The following is a 13,490-nucleotide window of genomic DNA, read 5'->3' as shown; positions in this document are numbered from 1 at the left end:
TAATCTCCACTGAATAGTTATACCCACAATCATGGCATTTGTAGCGTTGACGTCCATCGATTTTACCGTTCTTTTTATGATTGGAGCTCTTGCACCTGGGACAGTTCATGCATAAATATAGGTCCTAATAACATAAAAACTCTACTTAAATACCAATGCCATAATTTTAATTAAGCTGTGTGAGTCTAATTAATGAAATTGATCCTAGCTACATAGATAGTTTGAATGAAATTAGAAATGGGATCAAAAATGCTCAGAAGACGCTATCCAATATGCAAAAAAAATATGATAAGTATGCGGATTATTCAAACTCAAAATTAAATCGTTTGGAGGGTGAATTAGACCGGCTTATATTGGATCAGTTCTTTGAATATGATTCACAAAAATTTGAAGATTACATACTATCTGCAAATCGAACTATTGGTATAATTGAAAATATCGCATTAATTGAAACTGCACATCGAATCTTAGTTACCATTAAATATGACATTGAGTCATTTTTATATTTCAAAGATTTGAAGAAAATACTTCGAACATCTGAATTAGAACTAAATGATTTGGGGGAAGAAGTTTCTCTGGAAAACAGTAAAGAAGCAATTGAAAACCGATGTTTGCGATTGAAGAATATTGTAACTGAATTGCAAAATATTAACCTTGAGCTTCTTGAAGAAAAGAGGAACAATAGTAATTCACTTGTTCTCAAAGCTGCAATTTGGGCAATACCTGTTCTAATAGGAATTTATCAACTTATTGCAATGGAAAGCTTTAATTTTAATCCTATATATCCATTATTTGCTTATGTAGGCTTATTAGTTGTGATTTATTTATTCTTAAAAATAAACAACCCTCGATACTATGTGAAACATGTTGTCAGCAATTTATTTAGTCTTAAATATTGGGCTATTGGTATTGGTGTAATTGTCTCTTTATCCATTATTCCGAATTATCCCAATGTTGATTTGTTAGGTGGACTGTATGATTTTGTTACTTTCATGTCGATTGTACTGGTGGTATATTTGATTTCTTCAGCCGATAATGCAAGATCTAAGTTCATTAGGGATAATAGGGAATATTATATAAATGATATTAAAACTGTTTTTAATGATGACGAATCGTTTTATGCAGTTGATTATGAGTGGGAGGTTTGATTAAATCGATTTTAGATCGTGCTTAATATTCTAATCTATCCGTTTTGTGTAATAATATTTTTGTTTCTCCTGAATAATACTAACTGCAATAACTGCTTATGAATTCACTCGAATCAATGAGCTATCTCAATCTTTTTGTGATGTGAATAAAAGAGTTTCAGCGTTTGCTGTACCTCTGGTGGTCACTGCAGTTTTAAGATGTGGGCACTGATGGGTGTCGCACTGGGACTTCTGTGATATTTCACAAATTGAAGCAAAAGGGAGAATACTTCTTTGCTTTTTTAATTTAATTTGTAATCCTCCAAAAGATCCAATATGGCTCGAAATCGTGTCTCTATCTTTTTTCAGTAAGCAATAGCTGCATATTACTGACATCAACAAACTCTTAATTGTATTTGCAAGCTACAAGCTCGCAGACAATTTTAATATCAAAAATCCATATAAGATTGTTACAAATTAGTGGAATATTAAAAAAGAGTTAATGGTGCTCCGATGGGGATTCGAACCCCAGTCGCAGGAGTGAGAGTCCTGTATGATTGGCCGTGCTACACTATCGGAGCACACGGGTTTGCTGCTTTTAACATCCCCTAAAAGCAACCAATTCTATTTATAACTTTCGTCGAAAAAGATAATTGGAAGTTCGCATTATGCGAACATTCCGGCCGGGGTGTTGACTTCTTCCTCGGAAACTACTTTCTCGAAAGCATCGAGGAAGTCTTTCATGGTGATCATGTCGCCTCTTCTTCTGAGCACGAACATGCCTGCCTCTTTAACTATAACATTAAGGTCTGCACCACTAAGGCCATCGGTCATATTTGCGATCTTGGCAAGGTCGAGATCTTTCTCAAGATTCATCTTCCTTGTATGGATCTTCAATATTTCCTCTCTTGCCTTTTCATCGGGTATGGGTATCTCGATTATACGGTCAAACCTTCCCGGGCGCAAAAGAGCTGGGTCAAGCAGGTCTATCCTGTTGGTCGCAGCTATGATCTTCACATTGCCACTGGGGTCGAAACCATCCATCTCGGCCAAAAGTTGGAGCATCGTACGGTTAACTTCCGCAGAACCGGTCGTTCCATCGTGGGTTCTCATTCCACCGACTGCATCTATCTCATCAATGAACAGTATGGATGGGGACTTTTCTCTGGCAAGCTGGAAAACATCCTTTACGAGCCTTGCGCCCTCTCCAATGAACTTCTGTACAAGATCTGAGCCTGACATACGAATGAATGTCGCATGTGCTCTTGATGCAACTGCTTTTGCAATAAGTGTCTTTCCTGTTCCGGGGCTGCCATACATAAGGACACCACTTGGTGGTTCAATACCGAGGTTCTCAAACAGCTCTGGCTCTGTAAGTGGCAGCTCAACTGACTCAATGACTTCTTTGAGCACCTCATCAAGACCGCCTATCATATCATAATCTATTCCAGGTGAATCGATAAGTTCCATCATCTGCGCACGAACATCGGCTGCCCTGCTGATGATGTCGATGATCGCGAACGCTGCATTGATGCTTACGCGCATGCCCGGTTCGAGGGTTCTTTCCATTTCAGATGGTATCATCGTCATAACTTCCTGATTATTGCCATGCTGGCGCAGGAGTGCCATGCTATCTTCTACTTCCATGACGCTGGCAATGAACAGTGGTGGTGTCGTCAAGTGGTCAAGCTGGTCCTTAAGCTGATCCATCTCTGACATGCATTTGTTCACCATCATATTGCTTTCAAGAAGCTTTGCTTTCATTGTTTCGTTCTGGACCTTTAGAACCTCGTTCTCACTGATCACTTCTTTGATGTCCATTTCCTGCATCTCATCAGTATTGTGGTCACCACCATTAGAATCCATCTCAGTGGACTTATTTCCTGCTGTTGATCCTTCACTTACTTCGGTCATGTTGCCTTCTTATAACATCATGTAATATAAAACAACTGCGTGTTAGAAAATGTCTCATCCTTTAAGGATTCTTTTATCCCTATTGGGCACGCCTTTTTGTTCCATTTGTATTTATTGGGGGTCTTTATCGCTTTAAATACTAATTGATCCGTATTGTTTTCATTATTTTGTTATTTTTGTTATTGTGCTGGTTTAGATCTAGTTCATACACATTATATACGTCTTAATACCATTTTGTTTCATACTCTCAATTGTCTTTTTCTCTCATTGTGCTCAATGGAAAAAATTCCTTCAATTTTAAGCTGTAATTATCTGTTTTTTTCTAAAAATAAAGCTTTAAAACCCTTTAATTTGCCATAAAACATATAATGACACAAATTTAAGGAAATATTTATATATTATCACACACTATTATTATATTGCAGCATGTATCAATTGCATAAAATCACCACAATGCGATTGTATTTGACTGCATTCACACAAAAACTAAACCATAATCTGAGGGGATGAATGGTTTGTGAATCCACCGATCTGAGGGGATGGATGGATACGCTAGCAGGGGCGCATAAGATGAAGATTCGGATCGAAATACTCGATGGCGAAGGGAAAGAATCCACCAGCATTGAATTTGCTGGTGAGAATGTGAAAGAACGAGTGATCAAGTTTATTGATACTTTAGATGAGGCGCAAACTCGCTCGACTGGATCTTCATCAGCCAATCTGCATTCCGGGCAGAATGCCCAACAACTTTTTTCACAACAAAATTCACAATCTGTAGTGTTACAACCACAACAAGGTGGACAAAATCAATTTTATCCAGTATCTGTTATGCCGGTACCATCACCTGTACCGCCGATGTATTCTGGCATGCAGATGCCAGCAACACAGGTTCAATACCCGCAGTACTACGTTCCTGTGAACCAGCAAAATGTGAATACATCTGCTAATCCTGTTGTGAATCAGTCCGTTAATTATATTCCACCACAACAACAGCAACAACAGGCTATGTCAACTTCCAATATGGGCATGCCATATGCTTCTCAGCCCACTGTCACAGAAAAACAAGTTCCACAAGTTCACAACAAGATCGTGCCGAACTTATCACTCCGTGACAGAATAATGGACACTTCTCTGACGATCAGTGAAAGACTCGAAATGTTCCTGAAATATGAGCATTCACGCGAATGGTCAACTTCACAACAGATACAGGAGCACTACGAAAGTATCTACGGTGAGATCAAATTGAGCACAGTATCAACATATCTTTCCCGTATGTATCGAAAGAATCTTCTTGAACGCCGTGGAAACCGTACTCAGCGCGAATATCTCTACATTGGTGACCGTGTGGAGGCTGTAGGTCAGCCTTATGTACAAGGTTATCCTGTCTGGCAGGTACAGAGGGCATGATCCTGGTAAAGATCATCTGTTAATGCTTACTTTTCTGATTTCTTTATTTTCTTATATTCTACTGTTTATCATATCGAACAGTTGTTGTTTTCTTGTGATAGCGTATTCACTTCCTGTTATTCTGTGAAACTTGCCACAGTGACACACGCATACGTTTATAGCTATTCACATACATATTCACAGAGTGATGAGTGGTTTTGATCTTGTATCTGACTATGAACCTAAAGGTGAACAGCCGGAAGCTATAAGAAAACTAACCGAAGGGCTGAACAAAGGTCTGAAACATCAGGTATTGTTGGGTGTTACAGGTTCCGGAAAGACCTTTACGGTCGCGAATGTGATACAGAACGTACAGAAACCTACTCTTGTGATCGCACATAATAAAACACTTGCAGCACAGCTTTTCTCTGAGTTTCGTGAATTTTTTCCTAATAATGCAGTAGAATATTTTGTAAGTTATTATGATTACTACCAGCCGGAAGCTTATCTTCCCACCACAGATACGTACATAGAAAAAGATTCTTCTGTGAACGAAGAGATCGATCGTCTGCGTCTGTCGGCCACAAAATCCCTCATTGAACGCAAGGATGTTATCGTCGTCTCCAGTGTTTCAAGCATCTATAACATCGGTTCTCCTGATGAGTGGAGGCGAATGTCTGTTATTCTCCGCCCGGGCGATGAGGTGGGTAGAAGTGAGCTTTTTGCCGCACTCATCAATATACACTATGAGCGTAACGACATTGAACCTGCCAAAGGGTCTTTCCGATCCAAAGGCGATACTATTGAGGTTTTTCCTGCACAGGATATCCATGGCGTTCGTATAGAACTGTTCGGTGATGAGATCGATAGGATCTCTTCCTTTGATCCAGTGACTGGAAAGACAATCGACGAGGTTAAAGAGGACAACAGCATTGTCATCTATCCTGCTAAACATTTCGTGATGCCGCAGGAGGAAATGGTCAAAGCACTTGGTTCAATTGAAAAAGAACTTGAGGAGCAGGTTGCGAAACTGGAGTCTGAGAACCGTATTCTTGAGGCACAGAGACTTATGCAGCGTGCAAAGTTCGATCTGGAGATGATCCGCGAGCTTGGATATTGCAGCGGTATTGAAAATTATTCCCGACACTTTGACGGACGCAAGCCGGGTGATCCTCCTTCATCTCTGCTCGAATTCTTCCCTGATGATTTTTTGCTTGTTATCGATGAGTCCCATGTGACCATTCCTCAGATCCGGGGAATGCATAATGGGGATCGTGCCAGAAAGGAGGCACTTATCAATTATGGTTTCCGTCTTCCTTCTGCTTACGATAATAGGCCGTTGACCTACAACGAGTTCCATCATAAGATAAACCAGGCCATCTATGTGTCAGCTACACCTGCGGATTATGAACTCGGGATCAGCAGTGCTGTCGTGGAGCAGATAATCAGGCCGACAGGTCTTGTTGACCCTGTGGTGTTCATTCGCCCGGTGGAGAATCAGATCGATGATCTTATCGGTGAAGTTAATAAGGTCACTGAGAAAGGCTATCGCACCCTTGTCACAACGCTTACCAAAAGAATGGCCGAGGATCTGACCGAGTATCTGCTGGAAATGGGTATTCGGGTGCGTTATATGCATTCTGATATAGATACTCTTGAGCGAGCAGAGATAATACGTGATCTGCGAAAAGGGGTGTTCGATGTTCTGGTGGGTATCAATTTGTTAAGGGAGGGGCTGGATATTCCGGAAGTAGCTTTTGTAGCTATCCTTGATGCCGATAAAGAGGGTTTCCTGCGTTCGGAAAGGTCGCTTATACAGACAATGGGGCGAGCTTCAAGGAATGCGGATGGATATGTGATACTTTATGCTGACAAAATTACCGGTTCCATGGAGGCTGCTCTGAGGGAATCGAACAGAAGGCGGCAGATCCAGCTTGAGTATAATGAAAAGCATGGTATCGTTCCGCAGACCATTCACAAAGCTCTCCAAAAAGAGCTTGTTGAATCAGAATATGGTGAAGTCGTGTCTGAAGTTCTTGAGGTTGCAGAGGATCTTTCTGATATCGAGATCGCTGATATGGTCATTGAACTTGAAGCGGAGATGCACATGGCTGCCACAAATCTGGAATTTGAAAGGGCGGCTGCGTTGCGTGACAACATAAAGGAGCTCCGTAGTACGTATTCTCTTTAATATCTGCTTTATTACAGCGACATAATGGTGGTGTTCTATTACGTATTGCATTCGGTGCAATACTTCCTTTCTGATAGTGGCTTTAGCCGAAAGGGTTATATGCTAAAAATACTAGTTAGGGAGTGCAAGTGCGCTGATGGTCTAGTGGCTATGACTGGGGCCTTCCAAGCCTATTCCCTTCATTGGGGTGGCTGAAGACAGCCCTAAACTCGGGTTCGACCCCCGATCGGCGCATCTTTCAGTATCGGTAGCAGGTGTGTGTCGCGTGACCAAACTGCATTCGACATGTCTATTTTGTACATTTTCTATGGTGGTAGTGTGTGGTTTTGACACAATGCCGCACGGTTGCGTGGCTACTTCTGCAATGATCACAGCATTACGTCCATCATATGTCGCAGGTATGATCTCAACATTATCGCGTGGCTTAAAATCAACATCAGTTGGTAGATTGATAGTGTAATATTCCGTATTATTGGATGCTTTTTTAACCCCAATTTTCCTGAAAACATGTCTCAACATCATAGTAATCACCAGTTTGCACAATGTTGTGCAACTTTTTATAAAGTGCGGTATAATATTGTACAATATTGCACAATATTGCACAACTTTTTAGACAGTTATAATACGGTAAAAGTTCAGGGCTAAATGTGACAACATGTTGACATATTTTGAAATGTATAAAACGGTATAACATATCAAAAAAACTTAATGAACTGTATTACACTTGTATCGCAGAAAACATGACATTTTCAATGTGTCGCAATGATCTACAACATATCTATGTATTTTGAGATGATGTTATACAAACGATGCATAGTTTTGATGCTATATTCTGACAAATGTGGCGAGATAACGTTGTCTAATAAGTTACGAAGTGATGTTGCCCATGGGATCGCTGAAAATGTGCTAAATATTGCGTAGCATTAACTATACTCCCCTGCATATCATTTGAAAATAATTACTATTAAATGAAAATTTATTTTGTTACGTAAATTTGGTGAATATTGTACATGGTTGAATGGGATCGTCAATATGGTGTCGCATTGTCATGTTTATATTATTTGAGATGTTGTGATTATGTTTCTGACATAAACGTGTCAAATGTCTCCCGTTTTATTGGTTTAAAATCGCTATATATCCACCTGCTTTTATCGGTTTCGATTCGTCATTTTTTACATGTTTTACGTAAATTTGGGGCATTTTTGATTAACGTAAGGTACATATACTGATTATGTGCGTTTATTGTATTGAGGGTTTTAATTTATCCTTGTTAAAATCATGATCTGTGACGTATTTCATTATTTGGAATCGGCATCGGATACACATTTTACGTGAACTTATTTTTATTCTGCCAAACGTATATATATGCATGATAGCGTATAGTATACTTGGACCTACGTATCCTGGATATTGTTCCATATCGTGCATCGGTTTCCAAAACCAATATGCATTGACCTTTTTGCATTATCCGAATGACCCCTACTTCATCCTGGTCAGAGATTATGGATGTTGCTCATTTTCCACAGATCGCATATCATAGTCATGATTTCGATTTAAAATACCATCAACCAATGACGCGTTGTGGTACTCCCCAATTACTCAAATGTACAAGCTAAATCCTCTGCCGATTGGGATCAGTAACCCTCTGCTGTAGGTTACCAATGCATGAACTTGTTATGCACATGTGTATTATCACATTTGTTTATCATATCATAGTATTTGGATGCGCGTACAGTGCGAAAATTCCCCGATTTTATCGTGGTCTTTGAGCCAACATGATGCATAAATCTCTGGTAATTGCCATGTGATTTATGTATCAAATCCTTTATAATTCTAAATTGATTCTCACAATTTCTATACAAATTAACCAACCAAGTAGTTCAAACTATATACTACAATTGAACTGAAAAATGTTAATATTTCACATAATTTCTATACAAATTAACCAGTCAAATAGTTCAAACTATATACTACATTTGAACTGACAAATATGGGTATTTCTCGCAGTTTCTATACAAATTTACCAGCAAATTTGGTCAAAATATACACTAATTTTGAACTAAAAATGTAGATATTTTACATATCCGAAAGAGCCAGAGGTTTTTCATGTTGATAGTTTCAAATCTATAGATTGTCCTTATCTTTTTCAAAGTCGAATTATGATACATTTAATCATAGTCATGTAAAGATTTATTACAAATTTTAAACCCGATTTTTCAAAAGATAGAACAATACATTTTAATGAAATTAATTCCATTGAATTTAAAAAAGAAAATGTTAAAGGGAATTATTTAATCAACTTCAAGATGTTGAAAATTTTCCATTTAATTTTGAGATCAGATCTTCTACATCTTCATTTGAACTTAAGTTATCTTCGTGTTCCAAGCTGTCAGAAGCTTCTTGGATTGATTTCATGGAAGGTTCCAGTTCCTTTTCAGCCCTCTCCTTACATCCCATAACACGAGCTACGCCTGGGTTGATATAGAGTGATTCTTGGTACGCCTCTATTGCTTTTTCGTAATCGCCAGCATAGTGATGTACAACGCCTTTGTAGTACCATGTTTTAGCATTTCCCATGTTCAGTTTAAGTGCATTTTTCATGACATCGATCGCAATTTCAGGCTTACCCATTCTTGCAAGTACAAATGCCTTTTTAGAAAGGGCTTTCACATTACCTGGATCGTATTCAAGGCTCTTTTCAATGTATTCTAGTGCATCTTCAAGCCGATTTTCTTTTTGGAATATGTATCCCTTTGTAAAAAGAGAATCCGCGTGTTCTGGTAGATAGGATAGCACCTTGTCGATACATTTCATTGCATCAAATAGCTTGTCTTGTTTTATGAAAGCAGCACTTTTATTGGATAATGTTACCCAGTCTTCGGGATCCAGGTCGAGAGCCATATTATATGCGTCTATGGCCTTTTCATATTGTTTTAATTGAGAATGAGAAAAAGCCTTTTGCTTCCATGCATCTTTATGGTCGGGTCTGACCTTGATAACCTTATTGAAATCAGCTAGTGCATGCACATAGTCTCCCTGCCGTTGATATACAATACCTCTGGCATGATTTGCGTGATAGTGAAGAGAGTTCATTTCCAGTGCTTTGTCAAAGCACACAATAGCTTCTTCATATCTTTTGGTTTTCAGGTATGCAATTCCCTGGCCATGCAAAGAACTGGAAGAATTGGACATATTTGTAAAGGCTTTATTGAAAGCATCTATGGACTCCTCATACATACCCAGTTTCAATAAAAGGTTGCCCTTTTGCTTCCATTCCAATTCATTTTTGGGCTGAAAATTGATCTTATCGGATTCAACTCTGTTTTTCTTTTCGTATAGTCCCTCCCATCTCGGTTTCAAACTTTTGGCTTCGGGGTTATCGGGATCATAATCAAGAACATTATCCAATTCGACAATAGCATGAGGATATTCCCTTTCTTTAGCGAAGTTCCTGGCCAAATTTATCATGTTGTCCAGTAATTTCACTGAAAAAATAACCTGGGCAGTTTCATCAGTAGATGCATCTTCCAGTGTGCTAGGTATAGATTTAAACAATAAAGGAAGTTGATTGTATTCTGTAGTACTATCCAGGAATCCCACATCATCAAAAACCACATCATACTTGAAATGGCAATTAATACCATCGTCATCTTTCAAGAAACCATATCTATAAGGAGGTATTACTCTGTAGACATATCCTTTTTTTAGGCCCGTTGTATAACGTTCTATCACGGGGATATCATCATTTACTTTTATTTCTGGGACAGGAACAAGTTCTGTTTCATCTTCTGCACATAAACCATTCAAAATAGCGAAAACAAGATCAAAATCATCATTGGCATTGGATAACCCATTTTCATCCATCGAATCATTAAGATCATCAATGAAATGGTCAATCATTTCATAGCTTGGAGCTTCACCATTATTTTCAATTGAAGTAAGAATATCAACTATTATATCACGTATAACTTTTGTATCCTTGAATACGTACAAAGCTGATTGAATCAAGAACTTTAATGGATCAATCTTTTCCCCTTCCAATTGATAATATTTATTCAGAGCTTCATTTAAAGCAATACTGAAAACATAATAATCCTTTGCATCTTTGGCGAGATCGCAGAACTTATACCACATATTTTTATCTGTCAGCGGATACTCCATACAGAAGTAGGCCCCAAGATTCACTAATGCTTTTGGATTATTTCCTTCAAGAAGGTATGTATAAGCGGCATTATAAATATAATCGCTTTTTTTATCAATTCTAAATGCTCTCTCAAATAACTTGCCTGCAGCAGGATAGTCGTAGCTTTTTAATTTAAAGCATGCAGAATTAAAATAGAATATTCCATATTTCGGATTTCTATCGCCCATTGTAATTAGTTCATCTGACAAAGATTCAAATAATTCCTGATCATTATTTTTTAGAGCATTCTGATAACGGCTGAATATGCTGTCCCATTTGCCCCTGTCAGAACTGCATTCCATTTCAAGGAAGCTTTCAGGTAGTTTAGTAACATGTTTATTTGGAATAATGTTAGAAAAGATCACGCTATTCGGCTCAAATCCATCCAATAAACCTGCAACATCAATTTCACCGATCTCTTCAATATTTTCAATAATATCAAGATCTTCAACATCTTTTTCGTCAGGAACAAAATTTACTTCTTCTGGTGTAGCAATATCCAACTCCTCATTTAGGTCCAATTGCCATGCACCAACCATATTCAAAGAAGTAGCTGCCAGTTTTTCTTTGTCTAAGATGAGAACGCTCGTTTCATCGATGTCAATGATATTCCCACAAATTATATTGCCATTAGTTAGCGTTATTTGCAAATGCATGTTCTTTTTGGCTTTAGACGTTAAGACTGAAATGATGTTCATTAGATCCCCCTTCCCCATTAGAATTTAATTGTATTTATTAACTGATTGAAATAAAATTATTTTATTGTTGAGTTAATCTACTGATTAAAAAACAGAGTGTTAATATAAAAATACTTCTATTTTGTTTTAATTTATTACTTTAGTTGATTTGCTTTTGTTTTTACTAACGATGGTTAAGTATGTTAGCTGCCATTTGCTTGTTGAATTGTATATACCTTATAAAGAGAGGATAAGGGAGACAATCCTGAAAAATAATTTTGTTCCTCTGTTGCTGAATCAGAGGGGGGTGATCTATAGATTGCCTCCTTTTCTATTTCAAATTAGAATTAACTCTATCGAAGTACAAAAGTAGCATCGAAGAGCTATTTCTAAGCCAAAGCATATCCTAAAGAGCAAGAGGCTTTTTATGTTGAATCGTGGCAAGTTTATAGATGTTATCTTTTCTGAACCACATAAGATCTTGACCATAAACCCCACTAATTGATAGCTTACAATTCCATTTTGTTACAGATAGAGGGTTTAATTAGATTTCTCTCCTAAATGAAGGGGATATAGGTAAGTCTGTTTTTTTGTACGGGTTTGTGTCATTTAGTCGCACAACCATAATCATAACATATGAGAAAAAGTACCGTTGATTTTTTGTACGCTACTATTTAAGCTGTTTTAATCATGAAATGGTGGGTGAATAATACACATTAATAAAAAACTTTATAACTATTACTACATGTTTGTTAAAAAAGTGGTGATTAAAAAATGAGTTCATATATGGAACTAATTGATAAAGTTTCAAGATTGTGCAAGACAGCAGATCGAATTAATACAAGTGCAGAAAATTTTTTCAGATCATTTATTATTGTTCATGATATTACTTCAATTGGAAAAGAAAAAGAGCAATTTTTCTGGTCGAATCCTGATAATTATTTAAAAGAGATTTTAAATAATCAGTACAATGCATGGTACGTTGAATCACTTAAATTAATTGAAACTTACGTACCGTCTAACATAAAGTCTTTTAAAAATGAACATGAAAAAGCTGTATGTTATATTGATCTTTCATTTTGTTCTCCTCAAAAACACGAGTATTCTGAGAATGAAGCCATTTTAAAAATTTTCAAACAAGCTTTGAACATACAAGCGGCTATAATATACGAAATATCTCATTTAATTGGACAATATGATTTTGAAAAAATTCACCACAGTGCTTCAGAAAAGGAAGGAAGTCCTCAAAGTATTGTGATTACTAACCACAACACTAACGAAATTTCTGTTGAAGTAAAAAATGAAGTTATCATTCAAGCATTTAAGCCTGTACTTGATGCTGAAATAAATGAAATACTCCAGAATATTGATTTAATTAAGCCCAAGGAACAAAATCAAGTAAAAGAGATATGCACTGAAATCCTTTCAGACAAGAACGCATCTCCAGCTGGGTTAAAAAATAAGCTAAGCAAATTAACCCCTCTACTAAATGCAGTTCCAAAATCTCTTTTAGCAGTAAATACTTTTTTGCAAATATTAAACTCTTTGCCATCAGTAACTTAATTAAATGTAATTAACAGCTCTGTTAACATTCTTAGCTTTAAAATTCAAACTTCCATCTTTTGCTTTTTTCTTCAAATAAGCCAAAGCACTCCTATGGTTTATTCCAATCTCTCTAGCTTTCTCAGGAGTAAGCTTCAAGATAAAATCAGAAACTAACTTCTCATTAACAAACTCCTGAGCCTTCTTCACATCCAATTCCTGCTCATCAATATTGTTAGCTCCCTTCCCAATGTAAACAACACCATCAGCATGAACATATCACTAAACCATTTTGCCCACCCTTATATATTAGGCAACATCCGTTCGATTAGTGTGCGAGGAGTATGAGAGGTTCTTTCTAAAGTTCTGATGATAGCATTAGACATAAATAGATAATTTTTAGATATTAGGAAAATGTAAATACGAAGTAATATTTATAAATGTAAATCAATCAGATTTCCACCCACTAT

General features: G+C 37.3%; 8 protein-coding genes and 2 tRNA genes. 5 read left to right on the top strand and 5 right to left on the bottom strand.

The features are described 5' to 3' along the window. On the bottom strand, positions 1-109 hold a 109-nt coding region (locus tag KDK67_RS12310), incomplete at its 3' end, for a transposase-like zinc-binding domain-containing protein (protein ID WP_420846926.1). Between the two features lie 112 nt (positions 110-221). Between KDK67_RS12310 and KDK67_RS12305 the strand changes: the two genes are divergently transcribed. Further along, a complete protein-coding gene (locus KDK67_RS12305) occupies positions 222-1,148 on the top strand; it encodes a hypothetical protein (RefSeq protein WP_250869083.1) in 927 nt (308 codons plus the stop codon). A 482-nt stretch (positions 1,149-1,630) separates the two neighbouring features. On the opposite strand, the gene KDK67_RS12300 is transcribed toward KDK67_RS12305, so the two are convergent. After that, positions 1,631-1,708, bottom strand: a tRNA-Glu gene (locus KDK67_RS12300). An 85-nt stretch (positions 1,709-1,793) separates the two neighbouring features. Next, a complete protein-coding gene (locus KDK67_RS12295; RefSeq protein WP_420846949.1) occupies positions 1,794-3,041 on the bottom strand; it encodes a proteasome-activating nucleotidase in 1,248 nt (415 codons plus the stop codon). Positions 3,042-3,611: 570 nt separating this feature from the next. Here KDK67_RS12295 and KDK67_RS12290 point away from each other — a divergent pair. The 3 genes from KDK67_RS12290 to KDK67_RS12280 all read left to right on the top strand — a co-directional run bounded on the left by KDK67_RS12290 (position 3,612) and on the right by KDK67_RS12280 (position 6,852). Further along, on the top strand, positions 3,612-4,448 hold the full coding sequence (locus KDK67_RS12290) for a hypothetical protein (protein ID WP_250869082.1): 837 nt from the start codon (positions 3,612-3,614) through the stop codon (positions 4,446-4,448). A 187-nt stretch (positions 4,449-4,635) separates the two neighbouring features. Next, positions 4,636-6,618: an excinuclease ABC subunit UvrB gene (uvrB, locus tag KDK67_RS12285; RefSeq protein ID WP_276575155.1), complete on the top strand. Its 1,983-nt coding sequence runs from the start codon at positions 4,636-4,638 to the stop codon at positions 6,616-6,618. A gap of 130 nt (positions 6,619-6,748) precedes the next feature. After that, positions 6,749-6,852, top strand: a tRNA-Gly gene (locus KDK67_RS12280). Between the two features lie 2,067 nt (positions 6,853-8,919). Here the strand turns inward: KDK67_RS12280 and KDK67_RS12275 are convergent. Further along, positions 8,920-11,499: a tetratricopeptide repeat protein gene (locus tag KDK67_RS12275; protein ID WP_250869080.1), complete on the bottom strand. Its 2,580-nt coding sequence runs from the start codon at positions 11,497-11,499 to the stop codon at positions 8,920-8,922. Positions 11,500-12,252: 753 nt separating this feature from the next. Here KDK67_RS12275 and KDK67_RS12270 point away from each other — a divergent pair. Beyond that, positions 12,253-13,041, top strand: a complete 789-nt coding sequence (locus KDK67_RS12270; protein WP_250869079.1) for a hypothetical protein — start codon at positions 12,253-12,255, stop codon at positions 13,039-13,041. Here KDK67_RS12270 and KDK67_RS12265 read toward each other — a convergent pair whose 3' ends face one another. After that, the gene (locus KDK67_RS12265; RefSeq protein WP_250869078.1) at positions 13,042-13,236 is read right to left on the bottom strand and encodes a hypothetical protein; all 195 of its coding nucleotides are present in this window, start codon (positions 13,234-13,236) and stop codon (positions 13,042-13,044) included. Positions 13,237-13,490 lie beyond the last annotated feature (254 nt).

The sequence above is a fragment of the Methanococcoides seepicolus genome, assembly GCF_023684405.1.
GTDB lineage: Archaea > Halobacteriota > Methanosarcinia > Methanosarcinales > Methanosarcinaceae > Methanococcoides > Methanococcoides seepicolus.
This window is presented reverse-complemented; position numbering and strand designations above follow the sequence as displayed.